This is a genomic window from Arcobacter roscoffensis, from assembly GCF_024267655.1.
GTDB lineage: Bacteria > Campylobacterota > Campylobacteria > Campylobacterales > Arcobacteraceae > Arcobacter_B > Arcobacter_B roscoffensis.
This window is the reverse complement of sequence record NZ_CP100595.1, coordinates 3051935-3071259: the sequence shown is the minus strand read 5'-3', so window position 1 is coordinate 3071259 and position 19325 is coordinate 3051935. Positions and strand designations below refer to the sequence as shown.

The following is a 19325-nucleotide window of genomic DNA, read 5'->3' as shown; positions in this document are numbered from 1 at the left end:
AATATTAGTTTTATAAGTTTTTTAAAAACTAAGCTTTATATGAAATAGCAGCTTTTACAAACTTCTCAAAAATCTTTCTATGCTCTTTTAAATATATCAAGTATTCAGGGTGCCACTGTAAAGCTAATAAAAAAGGGTAATCTTTTTTTTCAATAGATTCAATTATAGACTTATGGGTAGAAGATACATCTAAATCTTTACCAACTTTATTTATAGCTTGATTGTGAATACTATTGATTATGATTTTATCTTCCTTTACTGTTTTATGTAAAGAGCTGTTTGTTTTTACTTTTGCTTCTTTTATTGGAAATATTGAGTTTTGATGAATTATATATTCATCCAAATCAAGTATTTTTGCATATAAATTCCCCTCAAAATAGATATTTATAAGTTGAGCCCCTCTACATATACCAAGAATTGGTAACTCCTCTTTATATGCTTTATCTATCATTTCTAATTCAAAGGCATCTCTTTTTTTATCAAGTTCAGTATTGTGGGCATCTTTGTGAGCACCATATAAAGTGGGGTCTATATCATTTCCTCCACTAAGGATTAGACCATCTAGTTTTTTGAAATTGATATTATCTTTTGATGGTTTTAATCTAACACAAGAAGCCCCTTGTATTTTTAGATTTAATTTTATAAATATGTAGGCAAAATAGTTGCCATTATCAGGTAAACATATTCCTATTAGTGGTTTTGTATCCATTTTTCAACTCTTTCTTCCCAACTTGTAAGATTTATTAGATTATCAAGGTGTGTAAGATATTCTTTTGATAACAACTCTAAGTTTTCTATGTCATTTGCTAGGTTTTCTACTAAAATCCATCTATTCCACTCTTCACTAATTTGCCAATTAGAAGAGCCTACCATAGAGTTTGATAATCTATAGTGAAAAGCTGGTCTTGGTTTTATTTTTTCATTTGGCAATTTATTTCTTACTTTTTTTTCATCAATAAAAGTTAGAATAGGAAGTAAATCTAAAGATCTATTTCTAGTAGGATTGAATTTTAAGTAATCATCTATAAACTCTTGTATTGTTGGTTTATAAGAATCGTCTAAAATATGTTTTATATAATCAGTTTTAAAATTGTCAATAAAAGGGCTTATTTTTCTTGCAATATCAATTTTTGCATCTTTATTTATAAAGTCTTGAAGAATTAAATAGGCTTTTGTATAGTTTAATAAACTCTGTACTTCAAGTGATACTACTTCAATATTTATATGTAAACCAAAGGCATAATACAATTTATGTTTTGTACCTTTTGCTTCATTTATTGCGAGTTTATTAGTAAGTTCATCAACAAGTGAAATTTTATCCAAAGGTAAGGGTGGTGTGCTTATTTCATATGGAACTATATCTTTTGATAAATCACCAATTGTTTTTTCAATAGCTTCAATATCATTTGTTTTTATATCAATACCAATTGTTTGAGAAAGTTTTTTTGCACCTTTTTTTATTTTCTGTTTAGTTAGAAGCTCAAAATCAAGCTCTAAAATAAAATCTCCATACTTTGATTCTAGTTTATAAAAGAAGTTATTTATCTTTTTCTCTTTAAATTGAAAATCGTTTTTTAAGATATTTAAGATTTCATCTAAGTCAATATTTGAAAACTCTATTTCAAAACCCACATGTCTTATTTTATTTTCATAGTTATTTGTGATTTTAGGATTTAGAAAATTACTCATTTGTTTCTCCTTCTTCTAAAGCTTTTTTATAGTATCTATTTAGGTCAAATAAACCTGCTTTAATTCCATTTGTTTTATAAAACTCATTTTGAAACCAATCATATATTTGCCAAAAATCTTTATGGTTCCTATTTATAAAAAACTTTGATAATTTTGATTCATCAACCTTTCCTTTAAGTAAATCAAAAAACTCTTTTATATCATCTTCTTCAACCACAACAAAGTAGTTTGGATATGAACCTATAAAGCCCTCAATAAAGTTGATCTTGTCTTTTTTTACATCAAGTCTTGATTCTTCATTAAATAAAAATGCTACGCTATCATGCCATCTATTTATTACTGCTGTATATACTAAGTCTTTTTCTTTCATCTTAAATCTTATATATGCAAGATTGAAGTTGTTACTTGAAAACTTTTTAAATCTTTTTATTTGATTATTGAAGCTTAATGCTTTAAGTGCTTCTTGTATCTGCTCTTTTGTTTTAAACTCTTTAATATCTTCATAGTTATCTATTTTTTTATCAATAAAATTGATTTCATCTTTTTTTGTTTTTGTATAACTTAGAAGCCTTGTAATAAACTCTTTATAATCATAGTTTAATGTAGCATCAGAATTTGATGGTGTATATGTAACTAGATGTTTTGCTAAAGCTCCTTTATACCAACTATTAAAAATCTCTTTTCTTTTTTCTTTTGGTAAATACTCTAAAAAGTTGCTTTCGCCTTCAATTCTTAATCTATCCATATATTTTCTAACAAGAACTTTGTGTTGAGTATTTCCATATACATCAAAACCAGCAACTAGTGAGTAATATAGTCTTTCTAATAATGGATAGTCAATCATCCACATGGTTTTAGGAATATCTCCTAAGGCTCCTTTGTGAACAGAAGAAGAATCAAAGTGTCTGTAAATAGTAAGAATGGCATCGTTATTATTTTTACCATAATTATTGCCTTTCCAAATGGTATTAAAGTCTAAATGATTAGCATATTTTTTATATAACTTATTTTTGTTTTTATAGTAATCTATTGTTACATTATTGTACTTATAAATACTAAATACATCTAATATATCACTATTACCACCATATTCATTTGGCAAAGATAGGTTTTCTTGATTTTCATCTAAGAAATTTTTATCTTTTATGGTGTAGTCATAATTTGGGTTTTTAAAAGCTACCCAAAAATGATCATTTATTACATTTAGTGCAACTTGTCCTTTACAAACTGGACCTCTAATAAAAGTCATAATAAAATAGTGAACATTATCAAGCATAAATTCATATCTAGTTTTTTTTGGAATTTGTTTAAAAGCAATAAGTGGATTTGAAGCAATCGCAGGTTTATAACTTGGCATATATGGTTTTTCATCCCAATATGTGTTTATGAAAAGTTCTTTATACCTTTGAAGTTTTTGTTTATCTAGTTTATAGACCATATGAGTTTTGTGAACAATTGTAGATTCAATTTTTTTAAATTTATAGTAAAACTTTTGTTTAGGTTTACCATAAGGGGTTCTTGTTTTTACTGGACTTGAGCCATCTTTATTATAAGTTCTAACTAATGAGTAAAAACTATCATCTTTTGGAAATTTTATATGAGCTAAAAAAAGATGTTCATAAATATATCTTGCACTTACTTGATGTTTTAAATCAGGATTATTGAAAAACTCTTCAAACTCTTTTATTAAGACTGACTCTTTACTTTTTTTGTTTTTATCTTTTTTGATTTTACCATTTAGCCAGGAAATAAGTAGTTCATGTTCTTTTTTTTCTAGTGCAGGAAAACCATAGGGCATACCATGATTTGGTTTTTCTTTTAAATATTTATTTAGTTCATCTAAGTCTTTGCTACATTGAAGTTCATCTGTTTCAGGAGCATAGCTTCCAATATTTTCAGGTCTTTTTTGTTTTTGTTTTAAAACTCTTGACATGATACTTTCTTGATTTTGCTTTTTTAAAACAGAGTGAAAACCTAAATCTTGCCATTCTTCTTGTGTTGAGGCATCAATAAAAAGCCTAGAGGGCTTAGCTGGTTCTATTCTATTGTCATATATCTTTTCCCCTGTAGCACCTCTTAAAATTCCTTCAAAACTACTAAGTTTTAATTGACAAGGGGAGTTGTAGCAAGAGTGGCAAACTACACATCTATTATCAAGTATAGGTTTAATATCTTTCATAAAAGATAGTTCATCATTACTTTTTGCTAGTAATATAGTTTGTAAAAATATACTTATAAAAAGTATCAAGAATTTAGTTTTTTTCATTTGACTCTTCTATTTTTTTTATGGCATTAATAGCTGCTGGAAGTAACTCTTCACTTAGTGCAGGATGAATGTAAAGCATATTTTTTAAGTGTCTTATGTCATTGTCTATATGCATAAGTGTTAAAACTTGATGTATCATAGTTGAACTTTGTGGTCCTATCATATGACATCCTAAAATTTCATAAGTGTTTTTATCTACAATAAATTTTGTAAAAGCATAATCTATTTTCATACCTTGAGCTTTAGCACTTGCTTTCCAAATACTCTTCGAAGCTATAAAATCAAGATTTTGTTCTTGGGCTTGTTTTTGCGTTAAACCTACACTTGCTATTTCTGGGTGAGTAAAAACTGCATGGGGCATGTATTTAAATTTTAAGGCTTGCTTTTCATCTTCATATAAAACTTTGAAAAGATGATTCATCTCGTATGCTGCTGCATGTTGTAGCATGTATTTCCCTGTTGCATCGCCTACTACATATACATCTTTTGCATTTGTTTGAAAGTATTCATCTCTTTTTATGAAACCTCTTTCATCTACTTGGATAGAAGTGTTTTCAAGTTTTAAATCTTTTGCATTTGATTCTCTTCCTATTGCATAAAGTAAGGCTTGGCTTTTATGTTGTTTTGTGCTTTTGTCTTTGTTTTCAAGTTCAATAGTAAAACCACTTTCTTGATACTTAGCATCTTTTATAGTAGTATTAAACTCTATATTTACATATTTGCTAAACTCTTCTTTAAATACTTCTTGAATCTGTTTATCTTCACTTGATAAAAGAGTTTCACTTCTTACAATAAGCGTAGTATTTATTTTCAAAGCATTAAATACATTTGCAAGTTCACATGCAATAAAACCAGAACCTACAATAGTAATAGACTTAGGAATATTATCTAAAGGAAAAATATCATCACTAGTCCAAGCATTTTCAAAAGGTGGTTTAAGAGGTTTTGTTCCAGTTGCAATGATGATTTTTGAAGCTGTTAGTTTTTCATCATTTACTTTGATAACTTTATCAGAGATAAAAGAACCTATTCCCCTATATAAATCTACATTTTCATTTAATTTTGATTTATAGCTATCATCAACACTATCTATAAAAGAGTTATTATTCTCAAAAATCTTTTTTATATCAATTTCTTTAATTTCACTTGATATAAAGTGCTTTTGAGAGCTTTCTATACTTCTAATTACATCTGCATAAGCAATAAGAAGTTTTGATGGGACACAACCTCTATTTGCACAAGTTCCACCTAGACTTGATTTTTCTATCAAGGCAACTTTTTTGCCTAGATTTCCAGCTTTCTTTGCAAGATTTGAGGCTCTTCCTCCTCCAATGATGATTAGGTCATAAGTTTTCATTTAGTACTCTCTTTTTATTTAATGGCTTTATTATAGGGGAGTTTTCTCAAAGTTTACTTATATAAAAATCAAAAAAAAATTTATTTTTACCTGATACACATTAGTTTTACATAGTTTTTCTATAAACTAATAAAAATAAAAAGGTGCTCTTATGAATAATTTAAATATTTTATTAAATCCTATCTCCAAAGATGTTTTTTTAAGATTCCCTATTGTCTTTTTCTTTATTGTTTCGACATTCATATTTGCAGTTTTTGAAAATCATTCCATTTATGTCTTTGAAGAGGATATACAAGAAAGGGTGCTTTTTTATTTTGTTGTTTCAATTCCTTTTTTTACTTCACTGTATCTTTTTACTGAAAAAAGAAAAAAGAGTAAAAATTATGCAATTTTTTTTACAATATTTTCAATAATAGTTTTATATCATATTATATACAGTTCTTTAGACTCTTTTGTTTTTCTTTTTATTGCATCTATAATATCTTTAATGTTTTCTGCATTTTTGTCAAAGAACTCAAACAATAATGCAATCTTTGATTTTAATTTACATGGTTTATATAGTATAAGTTTTGCATTTTTAAGCTCAGCAATTTTAGCTTTGGGTATTTTAGCTATTGTTGCTAGTTTGGATTTTTTATTTTCATTTAGTTTTTTTAAAGATAATCTTGAAGATATTTATTTGTTCATTAGTACAGTAATTTTCCCAACTTTAATTTTGTCTCATATTCCAAAAGAGTATGAAATATATAAAGAGAGTATTGAAATAAAAAAAGCTCTTTTAATTTTGATAAAAAATATTCTTACACCTTTAGTATTTATTTATACACTGATTTTATATGCATATTTTATAAAAATTGTTTTTTTATATGAATTACCAAAGGGTGAGATGTCTTGGATAATAAGTATTTATCTATGTTTAGCAATATTCTTAAAAATATTTTTAAGTGTCGTTATGCAAAAAAATCTTTTACTTACAGTATTAGATAAAAACTTTTTGATAACTCTGATTTTACCTGTAGCTTTTTTAGGCTTGGCTATTTACACAAGAATTGAGCAGTATGGTATAACTGAGCCTCGATATGCTTTGATTGTTCTATTTTTGTGGTTTATATCTATTTTTGTATTTACAATTTTTAAAAGACAATTTTGTATAAAGACAAGTTTCGCAAGTTTGTTTACTCTTTTGCTATTTGCTTCATTGTCTCCTTTTAATGCAACAAATGTATCTACAAAATCTCAAATATCAAGATTTGAAAACATTTTATTAGAAAATGAAATGCTAAAAGATAATCAACTACTTGCTAATAAAAAAGATTTATCTTTTGATACAAGAGTTCAAGTTTCTTCTATTGTTAGCTATTTTACAAATACACAAGCAAAAAAAGATTTTTTCAATAATTACTTTGATACAAACTTTAAAAATCAAGATGAGGTGTTAAGATATTTAAATGTTAAGTATGCAAGTGAATCTTCTAAAAATAGTGAAGATTTTTATCTTCCTATATTTAATCTACATGATATAGCTTTGCCTACGAAAGGTTATGATTTTGTAGTAAATCTAAATCTTGCTAAGGATAAAAAAAGTATATTTTATGAGCAAAAAAGTTTTGATATAGAGTTAAAAGATAATAAAATCTTTATAGATTTAGAAGAAAATTTATTTGAAGTGGATTTAGCTTTATTGTTGGAAAATCTAAAAGAAAAAAAGATACAAGAGTTCAATAAAGACAACTATAAAGAGCTTTTAATTGTACAAAATAAAAAAAGTAGTGAAATAAAGCTTCTTATAAAATATTTTTCTACTATTAAAAAAAATAAAAAAGATATGATTACTTATATAGAGGCAGTTTTATTTGTAAAGAAGTAAACCAAGTTTAGGGTATGCCTAAACTTGGTTTTGGGGTTTATTGTTCTTGATTGTTTTTTAAATTCATATACATATGAATAACATCAATAGCAGCAGGTGTAATTCCTGAAATTTCACTTGCATTGAAAAGAGTAGGTGGTCTGAACTTTTGAAGTTTTTCCACTGCTTCATTTGATAAGCCTGAAATCTGACTAAAGTCAAAGTCTTCTGGGATTGTCATCTTAAGCATTCTTTTCATTTTATCTATTTGTTTTTTTTGTTTTTCAACATATCTATAGTATTTTGCTTCTACTAAGATTTGCTCTTTTAAATAATCTGATAAATCAGCAAATTGAGGTAAGAACTCATTAAGGTGTTCAATCTTTACTGTACTTCTTCCAACAATATCAATTAAAAGTACTCTATCTTTGATTTTGTCTTGTCCTAATCTTTCAAGTAGTTCAAGGTTTTCTTTTTTAGATGTGAACCATTCATTTTTCATAAACTCTATTGATTCATCAATAACTTTTTGTTTGAAGTTTACTTTTTCAATTGTTTCATCATTGATAAGTCCTAGTTCATGACCATAAGGGCTAAGTCTTAAATCAGCTCCTTCTTCTCTTAAAAGAAGTCTATACTCAGCTCTACTTGTGAACATTCTATAAGGTTCATTTGTTCCTTTTGTAACTAAGTCATCAATTAAAACCCCTATATATGCTTCATCACGTCTTAGTACAAATGGCTCTTTTCCATCTATTGCTAAACAAGCATTGATACCAGCCATTAGACCTTGTGCTGCTGCTTCTTCGTAACCTGTAGTTGCATTTATTTGACCTGCATTATATAGGTTTTTAATTTTTTTAGTTTCTAGTGTATGCTTTAACTCTGTTGGGTCTACATAATCATACTCAATAGCATATCCATATCTAATGATTTTTGCATTTTCAAGTCCAACGATTGAGTGAATCATCTCTTTTTGTACATCAATAGGAAGTGAAGTTGATAGACCATTTATGTAGTATTCTGTACACATAGATGTTTGTGGCTCTAAGAATAGTTGGTGTCTATCTCTTTCAGCAAATCTATTTACTTTATCTTCAATACTAGGACAGTATCTAGGTCCTGTTCCTTCTATTTGACCTGTAAATAGTGGAGTTCTATCAAAGTTTGATCTAATAGTATCATGAGTACCAAGGTTTGTATATGTGATATAACATGGGTATTGAGTAGGGCTAAACTCTTCTTTGTTTGTTCTAAAAGAGAATGGTGCTGGGTTTACATCTCCTCCGTGCATTTCCATGTTTTCATAATTGATTGATTTTCCATCAATTCTTGCAGGTGTTCCTGTTTTTAGTCTTCCTACATTTAATCCAAGTTCTTTTAGTTGAATAGATAAAGTTGAAGATGGTAACTCCCATGCTCTACCTGCATCGTACTTATTCTCACCAATGTGAATAAGTCCTTTCATAAATGTACCAGTTGTAAGGATAACTTTTGAAGCTTCGAATTCTTCTTGAAGTCTAGTTTTTACACCGTAAACTTCTTTATTTTCATTGATTAGAAGTTCACTTACTTCATCTTGGTATACTTCAAGGTTGTCAGTATTATGACAAACTTTTCTCATATACTCTCTGTATTTATCCATATCAATTTGAGCTCGGCTTCCTTGAACTGCTGCACCTTTTGAAGCATTTAGGATTCTAAACTGAATACCTGTGGCATCAGTACATAGACCCATCTCTCCACCTAAGGCATCTAGTTCTCTAACTAGGTGACCTTTTGCAAGTCCACCAATAGCAGGATTACAAGAAGCAGCACCGATTTGCTCTACTAACATTGTAATAAGTAGGGTTTTTTTACCCATTCTTGCAGATGCTAAGGCTGCTTCAATACCAGCATGTCCTCCACCCACAACGATAATATCGTATTTCATAAGTTCTCCAAAAATTGAATAGTAATTATTAATATATTTTAAGTTAAATGAAGCATTTTTGAATAGTGATTTTATTGAAAATAAGCTTCAGAATATTTTTTTCGTATAATACCAAAAAAATATGATTATTCCAAATATATTTTAATTTTTTTAAGATTTAATGCTTAATTTAGAAATTAAATGTTATTAGATACTATATCGTATATAAAATATGAAGGAATACAGTGTTTACTGGACTTATAAGAGAAATGGCTCATGTGGTGAGCTTTAAAAATAACTTCTTAACATTAAAAGCAGAGTATAGCCCAAAAATAGGGGATTCTATAGCTGTAAATGGTGCATGTTTAACAGTTGTAAGACATACAAGTGATACTTTTACAGTTGAATTATCACCTGAATCTCAACAAATTTTAGCAATGCAAAACTATAAAGATGAGGTTCATATAGAACCTGCTATGATGATGGGCGATAGGTTTGAAGGTCATATTGTACAAGGTCATGTGGATTGTTTAGGAACTATTAGTTCTATCAAAAAAAATGGAAACTCAACTGACTTTTATGTATCACTTCCAAGTGAATACTCAAAATATATCATCCCGAAAGGAAGTGTGACAATAGATGGAGTTTCTTTGACTGTAAATGATGTGATGAAAGATTCATTTAGACTTACAATCATTCCCCATACTGTTGAGAACACTTTATTTAAAAGGTATAAAGTTGGAACAAAAGTAAATCTAGAAACAGATATGTTTGCTAGATATGTTTATAATATGTTTAAAGGAAGTAAAGATAAGAAAGACGAACTTTCTTGGGGTGATGTAGATAGGATTATGGCTACTTACTAGTAGTCTCTTCCTCTTCTTTTTCTTCTTTATTTAATTTTTCTTTTTCATCTGAAGTTTTAGCAGCTTGTTTATATACATAGAAGTATTTTTTCTTTAGTACATTTGCGTACATTTCTACTGTTGCTGTTTTCATTTGTGGAAGTATTTGTATATCTTTTACTTTTCCTACTTTTAGACCTTCTACGAAGATATTATCCATTCCTGATGTTACTATTTCATCACCTACATTTAGTTCAGACCACATAGGAATAAATTTTATTAAGATACTTCCATCTTTTTTTGCTGTTAGAATACCAGGAGTTTTAGTCTTTCCTATAAATACAGCGTAAGAACACTTTTCATTTCCATTTAGAAGGGCTACTGCCCTTCCTTGCTCTTTTACTACAATACCTGCTGCATAGTCTTGGCTAATAAGTCCTAAGATAGTGTCATCTTTTTTTTCATAATCAAGCCATACTTTTGTAAAGTCATTGAAGTTTATATATGATAAAACCTTTGTTTGTTTTATATCTATTCTTGTTTGATGTTGTTCATTTGTAGTAAGAAATCTATCTATACCATCAAGTTTTTTTTGAGTAGTAAGGTATAAGGCTTTGTAGTTTTTAAGCTCTTCATTTTCTTTTTCTAACTCTTCTATAGTTGTGATTTGATCAAAATACTTTTCAATAGTAGTTGAAATATCGATAACAGAGTTAATATATGAAAGTTTTATATCATTTAAAAAAGTGAAGTTTCTAGCAACTAGTTTATCTACCTCAAAAAGGTAAGATAAACCAACTACTAAAAAAAGTACAACAAAAAAGAATTTACGCATTAGTGATTAGTTTTAAAAGTGCATCCTCATCTAATACATTGCTTGTACCATAAGCTACGGCTAGAAGTGGATCTTCTGCAACTTTAACAGGAAGCTTTACAATATCAGCGATATACTCATCAATTCCTCTGATTAAAGCACCACCACCTGTAAGAATTACACCATTATCTACAACATCACCTGCTAAATCAGGCGGCATATCTTCTAAGACACTTCTTACAGCAGAAACTATCTCTTTTAATGGCTCTTTTATAGCAGTTCTAACACCTTCACTTCCAAGCTCAATAGTTGAAAGTAAACCAGAGTTATCTCTACCTTTTACTTTGATTTTTAGTTCGGTATCAAGTTTAATAGCAGTACCGATTTCAATCTTGATATTCTCAGCAGTTCTCTCACCAATATATAAGTTGTAGTTTTGTCTAACATAATCAATAATTGATTTATCAAACTTATCACCTGCAACTTTGATTGATTTTGAAAGCACAAGTCCACCAAGAGAAGTTACCCCAATCTCAGTAGTACCACCACCAATATCAACAACTACATAACCAGAAGGATCTGATACAGGAATACCAGCACCAATAGCAGCTGCCATAGGCTCTTCTACTAAGAATACTTCTCTAGCTCCTGCGCTCATTGCTGATTCTTCAACAGCTTTTCTTTCAACTTGTGTAATACCATATGGAATACATATAATAATTCTAGGTCTAATAAAAGATTTTCTAGAGTGGGCTTTTTCAATAAAGTATCTTATCATTCTTTCAGTCATTTCAAAATCAGCGATAACACCATCTTGCATAGGTCTAACTGCTTGAATATTAAGTGGTGTTTTACCAATCATTTGTTTAGCTTCTTGACCAACTGCTAAAATTTTATCTCTACCATATTTGTCATTTTGTACAGCAACAACAGATGGTTCATTTATGATAATACCTTTTCCTCTTACAGAAACAATAGTATTAGCAGTTCCAAGGTCAATTGCCATATCACTTGAAAATAGACCAATTAATTTATCTAAAAACACTTTATTTTCCCTCTCTTCTATTATGCGATTTTTGGTTCTTTTTCTTTTTTTACTACATCTTTAGTAATAGTAATAGTTTTATTTTTATATTTTGGAAGATCATACATAATATCAAGCATAATATCTTCTAAAATTGATCTAAGACCTCTTGCTCCTGTTTTTCTCTCAATTGCAAGTTTTGCAAGCTCTTTTAGGGCTTCTTTATCAAATTCTAAAGTTACATCATCCATTTCAAATAGTTTGATGTATTGTTTGATAAGGGCATTTTTGGGTTCAGTTAAAATATGTACCATATCATCTTCTGTGATTTCATTTAAAGTGGCTACCATATGTAATCTACCAATTAATTCAGGAATTAAACCATATTTTACTAAATCATCAGTTTCCACTTGTGAGATGATTTTCTCTTCTTCTTTTTTAGATTTTTTATCTTGATTAAAACCAAGTACATTCGCACCTTGCTTTTTCTTGATAATATCTTCTAAACCATCAAAAGCTCCACCACAAACAAATAAAATATTTGTAGTATCAATTTGAAGTGCATCTTGTCCAGGGTGTTTTCTTCCACCTTTTGGTGGAACATTTACAACTGAACCTTCTACTATTTTAAGTAATGCTTGCTGAACACCTTCACCTGAAACATCTCTAGTGATTGATCTGTTTTCACTCATTCTAGCTACTTTATCAACTTCATCAATAAAGATAATTCCTCTTTGAGCTTTTTCAATATCACCATCAGCAGCTTGTACCAGTCTAGTAACCACATTTTCAACATCATCACCAACATAACCAGCTTCTGTTAAAGATGTAGCATCAGCAATTGCTAAAGGCACATCTAAATATTTAGAAATAGTTTGAGCTAATAGTGTTTTACCTGAACCTGTAGGTCCAATTAAAAGAACATTTGATTTGTTTAACTCTGTATCATCATCAATCTCGTCATGTCTAAAGATTCTTTTATAGTGATTATAAACTGCAACTGATAAAACTTTTTTTGCTCTTTCTTGACCTATTACATAGTCATCTAAGATAGCTTTTAACTCAGCTGGAGTTCTAAGTTTTATCTCTTCTTGAACTTTTTCTTCTTGAACCGTTGCTGGCAAATGCTCCATATCTTCAGGGGCACCACCATTCATTATTTCGTGAGCAGCACCAACACAAGCCTTACAAATACAAGCATTATCACCTGCTATTACTGGATTGTTAGGACTATCTGTTGCTCCACAAAAATCGCATGTTACTTTACTCATTCTACCAAACCTATTTTTTTATTTTCTGTTAAATGGAATTCCTCTTTTTGTACTTAAACAAAAAGATGCTAATTCTTTTACATATTTATTTTCATTTTCTAATAATTCATTTGCTACATCAGATAAAGGTCTTCCACCTTCAAATAAGGCTTTATAAGCTGTTTTTACAGCATTTATATCTTCTCTGTTGTCAAATCTTCTTCTTAAACCATTTAAGTTAAGACCTCTTAAAACAGCTTTGTTACCCTCAGCTAAACAAAATGGAGGAATGTCTTGTGTTACTACAGACCCACCACCAATCATAACTTGAGTTCCTATTTTACAAAACTGGTGTATTGGTGTTAAGCCACCAACTACAACAAAGTCATCTATTTCAACATGTCCTGCTAGTGTAGCACAGTTTGCAAATACACAGTTATCACCAATAATAACATCATGAGCTACGTGAGTGTATCCCATAAATAAGTTGTTACTACCAATTTTAGTGATTGAACCACCACCTTTAGTACCTGGGTTAAATAGTGTAAATTCTCTAATCTTATTGTTATCACCAATGATTAGTTCTACATCTTCACCATCAAACTTTAAATCTTGTGGAATTGTTCCAATTGCTGCATGTGAAAAAATATGATTGTTTTTCCCAATTGTAGTTTTACCCTCTACAACTGTATGTGAATCAATGATTGTTCCATCACCGATTTTTACATTTTTTCCAATAATTGTATATGCACCAATAGTTACATTTTCACCTAATTGCGCGCCATCTTCAATTATTGCTGTTTTGTGAATATTATTCATCATTTACCTAATTACTTATCTACTACCATAGCTTTTAATTCAGCTTCAGCAACAAGTGCATCATCAACATAGGCTTTACCCTCAAGAACGATTAGCGTACCTCTTAGTTTTTTAACTTCGATTCTATACTCTAATTTATCACCTGGTTTTACAGGAGTTCTGAATTTTGCTTTGTCAATACTCATGAAATAAATAACTTTATTTTTTAACTCTTCTGTTGTTAAATCATTGCTTTTTAATGCTAAAATACCACCAGCTTGTGCCATACCTTCTAAGATTAAAACACCTGGGTAAATTGGGTGTCCTGGGAAGTGACCCATAAACGCTGGCTCACTAATTGAGATATTTTTAAAACCTACAATATTTTTACCTTTTTCCATATCAGTGATTCTATCAACTAATAAGAATGGGTATCTGTGAGGAAGAATTTCTTGAATTTCTGTAACATCTAACATTTATTATCCTAAAATTTAATTAATGGTAGATATTTTATCGAAAAAAAAATTAGTTTTGAATTATGTTTGCTACGTTTTTTGAACTTCCATTTTTCAAATACTCTCTTAGAAGTTTTGAATCCTCAAAAAACTTGTCTTTATTCATATTGTTATAGTCATCTAGTAAGGCTTCTACACTTACATCTTCTTGTAAAAATTCAGAGTGTATGCACTTTTTTCCCATCTTATCAAAGAAGATGTTTGCAAGACCAATATATGGCAGTTTTACAAAGGTTCTTCCTATCTTATAATCAAGTTTTTTAGCTATATAACTTAGTGTAAATGGTGTTCCAATAAGAGCAGCTTCTAGGGTTGCTGTTCCTGAACAGATAAAGGCATATTCACTTTGTTGTAAGGTCTCATGAGCTTGTCGTGAAATAGTAAAATTTGATATATCTCCATAAGTTCTACTAATATATTCATCATCAAATTTTGAAGGAATTATTAAAATATACTCTTTGTTTGGAATAAGTTTTATTAGTTCTTTGAAAATAGGCATTAAGTTTTTTATCTCTGTTTTTCTACTTCCTGGCATGAAAGCAATTTTATTGCTTTGAGTAAGTTTTTCTTTGAAGTGATGTATTTCATCAAGTAAAGGATGACCTACATAGGTGATTTTATCTTTTTGTGTATAAAGTTCACTCTCAAATGGTATGATTGAGCAAAGCTTCGAGCAATATGCTTCAAGTTTTTTAACTCTTCCTTTTTTCCAAGCCCAAGCTTGTGGAAGAATATAATAGATAATTTCTTTGTTTGGGTACTTTTGTTTTAGCTTTTTTGCTAGGGGAAGGTTAAAACCTGATGAGTCCATCAAAAGAACTTTATCACAAGTAGCAGCAGCTTCTACAAGTTCATCTCTTAACTTAAAAAAGAATCTAAGCTTTTTTAGAGCATCTATAAAGCCCATAATAGCCAAAGCTGTTAAATCGTACATAGGATTGCCAAGTTCTTTATCAAACACTCCTACAAGCTCTATATCATCACTTAGGTGCTTTTTAAGCTCCTTTAAGTGAATATTTGAAGAAGTTTCCATAGCACATACTAAAAGTTTCATATTATCTCTTCCCTTACATCATCATATGTTTGAGCATCCATAAAAATCTCATACTTTTCATCAAGAATTTCATCTAAGACTATAATAGCACTTAAATCATAAGGGCTTTTGATTATTTTTGCTCTTATTTGAAGTTCTTCTTCAAATAGTGGTGGATTATACATAAGCTCTTTTACACTTGTATAATTTGTGTTGCTAAGTTCATTGTATTTCTCTAAACTTATGATTTTTACTTCATCTCTATTTAGATAATTTATACCACCTTTTTTATAATCAATTCTTCCATTTGTTTTCCCTCTATTTATCATCGAGTAAGGGAAGATATATGAAGCTTTGATTTGTTTTTTTACAAAAACTTTTCCACTTAAAAGCCTATAATTTAAAAATCTATTTTTTATGATTTTATACTCATCACCATTTGCTTCAAGGGTATTTCTTCTTTTATAAAGCTCTAATCTCTCTTCAATTGATTCAGGTAAAATCTGATTTGAGATAGGGTTAAACATTTCATCCATGATTTTCTTTTGAGCTTCTCTTTGAGCTGATAATCCAAATAAACAACCACAATAGTTTTGTCTATAAAGTTGGTTTTCTTTTACTTTTTTACCTTGGATTTCTGCACCATTTCCAGCTTTGTAATCTCTAAAAATAAACTCTATCCCATGTAAACTTTGAAGATTGTGACCGATTTTATCTAGCTTTTCTTGGGACTTTTTTGGTGAGATAAGTAAAGTAGTTGTAAACTTATCATGTCCTAACTCTTTTGCTTTTGCAACTGTGTTATCAAGTCTATCATCATAACAAACTGTACATCTATCCCCTTTTTCTGGAAGATGCTCCATACCTTTAACTTTTTTTAGCCATGCTTCTAGGTTATAAGGACCTTCAATTAATTCAATTCCTAGTTTTTGGCATGAGTATTCTACGTCTAAGTATCTTAGTCTATATTCACTATATGGATGAATGTTTGGATCATAAAAAAATCCTACTAACTTTTCATCTGGATATTCTTCTTGTATTCTTTCTAAAAAATAGTGACTATCGACTGCACAACAAATATGTACTAACAATAAATAACCTTTGATTTTATAATTTATGGATATTATAGTAAAATATTTTAAAACAAAGGATTAGACATCAAAAACTTATCAATATTACTTATCACTATTTTTCTTTTTACAGGGTGTTTTAATCAAAAACCAAGTCTTAGTTCAAGTGCTACAATACTTATAAAAACACCAACTATGAAGTTTTATGATAGGGGCTTCATTTTCAAATATGACGATTATACACAAGTTCAAATTTTTAGTGCAGGTACCGCAGTACTTGATATGAAAATCTATGAAGATAGAGTTTGTAGTTCTACTTTTAGATGTGAAAAACTAGAAGTTTTTAATGCAAAGAATTTACATGAGTCATATAATAAAGATTTTTTAAGAGAACTTTTTAATAAAAATGAAAAAGAGATAATTCATAGGGATAGAGATAATAGAATACTTATAAAAATAAGAAAAGATTAGTTTAGTCATATAAGACTAAACTAATTCATATTTATGCCATTTTCTTTAGCTTTGAATATCCTGTTTTGATAAGACCTAGTAAAGGTTTTCTATATGAGCTAAATACATACTTTTTAATCTCATAGGCAATTCTTCCTTTTACATGGAATAAGTCAGCTATATTTCCAGCTGCGTATTTACCACCTAAGGCAATTAGAATACCATCTAGTTTTGGGTCACATTTAACAAGTTTCTTTTTATCTATCATTCTTAAGATGTTTTTACCAGCATTTGTTCCACTGATTCTTGCAATAGTAACATTTGGAGGCATGATTTCGCCTTTTTTGTTTTTGATTTCAGCCGCATCTCCAATAGCAAATATTTTTGGGTCTTTATCACTTTGCATGAATTCATTTACAATAATCTGTCCCTTAGGATTTTTTGATACATCAAGCTCTTCTGTGATTTTATTGGCTTCAACTCCACCTGTGAAGATTAGAAAAGAGTTGTAGATTTTTGTACCATTTGAAAGATGAGCATAACCATCTTCACATTTTTGAAGTTTTGTATTTGTGATTACATTAATTCCAAGAGACTTTAATCTTTTATGTGAAATACTAATAAGTTCAGGAGTAAGTCCTGGAAGAATAGTGTCTGAACTACTTACAAGTGAAATCTTTAGATTATCACAAGAGAAGTTACCTCTTTGAAAGAACATCTTTGAATTATATGCCATTTCTGCTGCGATTTCTACACCTGATAGACCAGCCCCAACAACTACAATGTGTGTGTCATCACATTTCTTTGCTTCATCTTGAATTTTCTTGAAAAGTTGGTTTTCAAAACTTTGTTTGAAAAACATAGCCCAATGAAGTTTTTTAATATCATGGGCATTATTTAATCCTGGAATTTGTGGAGGGAAAAATGTTCTAGTTCCTGCTGCCATAATTAAATAATCAAATTCAACTATCTCTTCTTCTTCTGTAAAAATTTTTTTTGATTCTTGGTCTATTTTTCTAACTTTTAAGTTTTTATATTCTAAGTAATTGTGATTAAATCCTAAACACAAAGTAGTTAAATCAATAGTTACATCAGCAATATTAGATTTGTTCGCAATAAGATCATACACTTCGGGTTGCAGATTATGAAACGTATGCTTATCAATCAATGTAATTTTGATATTTTTGTTTTTAACTAACTCTCTTAATGCATAAATACCAGCATAGCCGCCGCCAATTATTACAACTTTTTCCATCAAATAAACCTTTTTTAATATTTTAATCTTGTGTTTGAAGTTTAAGTTATTGAATATTCCCTAACATAACATAAGCCCTAACAAATATGTATTTGTAATGTTACAGAAATTTTATAGCCCTTATGTAGCGAGCCAAACTTAAAATATTCAATTATTCTATACTTAGCCGTTTTAGGATATGATAAAAACTTGCTAAAGATTATAAAAGTATTAACTAGTGTTAATAAATGACACTTTATGCAAGCTTAAAATAATACAATTATTATGAAAATAAATTAACTTATTAAGTTAAGCTTATGTTATTAATCTAATAAGTATAAATAATACTAAATTAATAGGACAAATATATGAAATATGTAGGAGCTCATGTAAGCGCAACAGGTGGAGTATTTAACGCCCCAATAAATGCAAGAGAAATAGGATGTAAGGCCTTTGCACTTTTTGTAAAAAACCAAAGACAATGGAGAGCAAAAGACTTTGAAACAAAGGTTTTAGATAAATGGTTTAAAGAGATGGATGAAACAGGAATAGAGGCAAAACATATCTTACCTCATGATTCATACTTAATCAATTTAGGTCATCCAGAAGAAGAAAAAAGACAAAAATCACTTGATGGCTTTTTACATGAGATTGAGAGATGTGAAATCTTAAAACTTGATAGACTGAATTTTCACCCAGGTTCGCATCTACGAAAGATAAGTGAAGAAGAGTGTTTAGATAGAATCGCACTATCTTTAAATCAAGCAATTGATGCTACAAATGACATAAAACTAGTTATTGAAAATACAGCAGGTCAAGGAAGTAACTTAGGTTATAAGTTTGAGCATTTAGCATACTTAATTGACAAAGTTGAAGACAAATCAAGAATTGGTGTATGTATTGATACATGTCATATGTTTACAGCTGGATATGACATCAGAACAAGAGAAGCTTACGATAAAACTTGGAAAGAGTTTGATGAGGTAGTGGGAAGACAATACCTTATGGGAATGCATATAAATGACTCAAAACCAGAACTAGGAAGTAGAGTAGACAGACACCATAGTTTAGGTATGGGACAGATCGGATGGGATGCATTTAAGTTCATCATGAATGATGATAGAATGGATGATATTCCATTAGTACTAGAAACAATCGATGAAACTATCTGGGCAGAAGAAATCCAAGCCTTATATGACTTAGTAGAGAAGTAGTTTTACTT

Annotated in this window: 17 protein-coding genes; 4 read left to right on the top strand and 13 right to left on the bottom strand. The window is 29.3% G+C overall.

Annotation, left to right across the window (positions count from 1 at the left end):
• Positions 1 to 28: 28 nt before the first annotated feature.
• The 4 genes from NJU99_RS14465 to NJU99_RS14450 are packed head-to-tail and all read right to left on the bottom strand — an operon-like array spanning position 29 to position 5312.
• A complete protein-coding gene (locus NJU99_RS14465; RefSeq protein ID WP_254576616.1) occupies positions 29 to 709 on the bottom strand; it encodes a gamma-glutamyl-gamma-aminobutyrate hydrolase family protein in 681 nt (226 codons plus the stop codon).
• Positions 691 to 1689, bottom strand: a complete 999-nt coding sequence (locus NJU99_RS14460; RefSeq protein ID WP_254576615.1) for an amidoligase family protein — start codon at positions 1687 to 1689, stop codon at positions 691 to 693. The genes NJU99_RS14465 and NJU99_RS14460 overlap by 19 nt, the downstream gene beginning before the upstream one ends.
• The gene (locus tag NJU99_RS14455; protein WP_254576614.1) at positions 1682 to 3955 is read right to left on the bottom strand and encodes a fatty acid cis/trans isomerase; all 2274 of its coding nucleotides are present in this window, start codon (positions 3953 to 3955) and stop codon (positions 1682 to 1684) included. Before NJU99_RS14455 ends, NJU99_RS14460 begins: the two co-directional genes overlap by 8 nt.
• On the bottom strand, positions 3942 to 5312 hold the full coding sequence (locus NJU99_RS14450; RefSeq protein WP_254576613.1) for a dihydrolipoyl dehydrogenase family protein: 1371 nt from the start codon (positions 5310 to 5312) through the stop codon (positions 3942 to 3944). The genes NJU99_RS14455 and NJU99_RS14450 overlap by 14 nt, the downstream gene beginning before the upstream one ends.
• Positions 5313 to 5463: 151 nt before the next feature.
• Between NJU99_RS14450 and NJU99_RS14445 the strand changes: the two genes are divergently transcribed.
• Positions 5464 to 7179 carry a DUF4153 domain-containing protein gene (locus NJU99_RS14445; protein WP_254576612.1) on the top strand — a complete coding sequence of 572 codons (1716 nt, stop codon included), beginning with the start codon at positions 5464 to 5466 and terminating at the stop codon, positions 7177 to 7179.
• Between the two features lie 37 nt (positions 7180 to 7216).
• On the opposite strand, the gene mnmG is transcribed toward NJU99_RS14445, so the two are convergent.
• Positions 7217 to 9091 (bottom strand): tRNA uridine-5-carboxymethylaminomethyl(34) synthesis enzyme MnmG, encoded by a 1875-nt coding sequence (gene mnmG, locus NJU99_RS14440; protein ID WP_254576611.1) that lies wholly within the window; start codon positions 9089 to 9091, stop codon positions 7217 to 7219.
• Between the two features lie 224 nt (positions 9092 to 9315).
• Here mnmG and NJU99_RS14435 point away from each other — a divergent pair, with 224 nt between their 5' ends.
• Positions 9316 to 9936: a riboflavin synthase gene (locus tag NJU99_RS14435; RefSeq protein ID WP_254576610.1), complete on the top strand. Its 621-nt coding sequence runs from the start codon at positions 9316 to 9318 to the stop codon at positions 9934 to 9936.
• Here NJU99_RS14435 and mreC read toward each other — a convergent pair.
• Genes mreC through NJU99_RS14400 form a run of 7 tightly spaced genes read right to left on the bottom strand, consistent with a single transcriptional unit; the run spans position 9926 to position 16440 of the window.
• Positions 9926 to 10750, bottom strand: a complete 825-nt coding sequence (gene mreC / locus NJU99_RS14430) for a rod shape-determining protein MreC (RefSeq protein ID WP_254576609.1) — start codon at positions 10748 to 10750, stop codon at positions 9926 to 9928. The genes NJU99_RS14435 and mreC overlap by 11 nt on opposite strands.
• Positions 10743 to 11774: a rod shape-determining protein gene (locus tag NJU99_RS14425; RefSeq protein WP_283256432.1), complete on the bottom strand. Its 1032-nt coding sequence runs from the start codon at positions 11772 to 11774 to the stop codon at positions 10743 to 10745. The genes mreC and NJU99_RS14425 overlap by 8 nt, the downstream gene beginning before the upstream one ends.
• A 20-nt stretch (positions 11775 to 11794) precedes the next feature.
• Complete coding sequence (clpX, locus tag NJU99_RS14420) at positions 11795 to 13024, bottom strand: ATP-dependent Clp protease ATP-binding subunit ClpX (RefSeq protein WP_254576608.1); 1230 nt, start codon at positions 13022 to 13024, stop codon at positions 11795 to 11797.
• A gap of 18 nt (positions 13025 to 13042) precedes the next feature.
• The gene (gene lpxA, locus NJU99_RS14415; RefSeq protein ID WP_254576607.1) at positions 13043 to 13822 is read right to left on the bottom strand and encodes an acyl-ACP--UDP-N-acetylglucosamine O-acyltransferase; all 780 of its coding nucleotides are present in this window, start codon (positions 13820 to 13822) and stop codon (positions 13043 to 13045) included.
• 11 nt (positions 13823 to 13833) lie between these two features.
• A complete protein-coding gene (fabZ, locus tag NJU99_RS14410; RefSeq protein ID WP_254576606.1) occupies positions 13834 to 14277 on the bottom strand; it encodes a 3-hydroxyacyl-ACP dehydratase FabZ in 444 nt (147 codons plus the stop codon).
• 49 nt (positions 14278 to 14326) lie between these two features.
• A complete protein-coding gene (gene lpxB / locus NJU99_RS14405; protein WP_254576605.1) occupies positions 14327 to 15370 on the bottom strand; it encodes a lipid-A-disaccharide synthase in 1044 nt (347 codons plus the stop codon).
• A complete protein-coding gene (locus tag NJU99_RS14400) occupies positions 15367 to 16440 on the bottom strand; it encodes an epoxyqueuosine reductase QueH (protein ID WP_254576604.1) in 1074 nt (357 codons plus the stop codon). Before NJU99_RS14400 ends, lpxB begins: the two co-directional genes overlap by 4 nt.
• A gap of 174 nt (positions 16441 to 16614) precedes the next feature.
• Between NJU99_RS14400 and NJU99_RS14395 the strand changes: the two genes are divergently transcribed.
• Positions 16615 to 16890, top strand: coding sequence for a hypothetical protein (locus tag NJU99_RS14395; RefSeq protein ID WP_254576603.1), 276 nt, complete (start codon positions 16615 to 16617; stop codon positions 16888 to 16890).
• Positions 16891 to 16921: 31 nt separating this feature from the next.
• Here NJU99_RS14395 and NJU99_RS14390 read toward each other — a convergent pair whose 3' ends face one another.
• Positions 16922 to 18124 carry an NAD(P)/FAD-dependent oxidoreductase gene (locus NJU99_RS14390; RefSeq protein WP_254576602.1) on the bottom strand — a complete coding sequence of 401 codons (1203 nt, stop codon included), beginning with the start codon at positions 18122 to 18124 and terminating at the stop codon, positions 16922 to 16924.
• Positions 18125 to 18471: 347 nt separating this feature from the next.
• On the opposite strand from NJU99_RS14390, the gene nfo reads away from it, so the two are divergent.
• The gene (nfo, locus tag NJU99_RS14385; RefSeq protein ID WP_254576601.1) at positions 18472 to 19317 is read left to right on the top strand and encodes a deoxyribonuclease IV; all 846 of its coding nucleotides are present in this window, start codon (positions 18472 to 18474) and stop codon (positions 19315 to 19317) included.
• Positions 19318 to 19325: the final 8 nt, after the last annotated feature.

Bases quoted from the DNA above. Each gene is read 5' to 3' on its own strand.
- NJU99_RS14465 (WP_254576616.1), bottom strand. From the start codon at position 709: ATGGATACAAAACCACTAATAGGAATATGTTTACCTGATAATGGCAAC.
- NJU99_RS14460 (WP_254576615.1), bottom strand. From the start codon at position 1,689: ATGAGTAATTTTCTAAATCCTAAAATCACAAATAACTATGAAAATAAA.
- NJU99_RS14455 (WP_254576614.1), bottom strand. From the start codon at position 3,955: ATGAAAAAAACTAAATTCTTGATACTTTTTATAAGTATATTTTTACAA.
- NJU99_RS14450 (WP_254576613.1), bottom strand. From the start codon at position 5,312: ATGAAAACTTATGACCTAATCATCATTGGAGGAGGAAGAGCCTCAAAT.
- NJU99_RS14445 (WP_254576612.1), top strand. From the start codon at position 5,464: ATGAATAATTTAAATATTTTATTAAATCCTATCTCCAAAGATGTTTTT.
- mnmG (WP_254576611.1), bottom strand. From the start codon at position 9,091: ATGAAATACGATATTATCGTTGTGGGTGGAGGACATGCTGGTATTGAA.
- mreC (WP_254576609.1), bottom strand. From the start codon at position 10,750: ATGCGTAAATTCTTTTTTGTTGTACTTTTTTTAGTAGTTGGTTTATCT.
- clpX (WP_254576608.1), bottom strand. From the start codon at position 13,024: ATGAGTAAAGTAACATGCGATTTTTGTGGAGCAACAGATAGTCCTAAC.
- lpxA (WP_254576607.1), bottom strand. From the start codon at position 13,822: ATGAATAATATTCACAAAACAGCAATAATTGAAGATGGCGCGCAATTA.
- fabZ (WP_254576606.1), bottom strand. From the start codon at position 14,277: ATGTTAGATGTTACAGAAATTCAAGAAATTCTTCCTCACAGATACCCA.
- lpxB (WP_254576605.1), bottom strand. From the start codon at position 15,370: ATGAAACTTTTAGTATGTGCTATGGAAACTTCTTCAAATATTCACTTA.
- NJU99_RS14395 (WP_254576603.1), top strand. From the start codon at position 16,615: ATGAAGTTTTATGATAGGGGCTTCATTTTCAAATATGACGATTATACA.
- NJU99_RS14390 (WP_254576602.1), bottom strand. From the start codon at position 18,124: ATGGAAAAAGTTGTAATAATTGGCGGCGGCTATGCTGGTATTTATGCA.
- nfo (WP_254576601.1), top strand. From the start codon at position 18,472: ATGAAATATGTAGGAGCTCATGTAAGCGCAACAGGTGGAGTATTTAAC.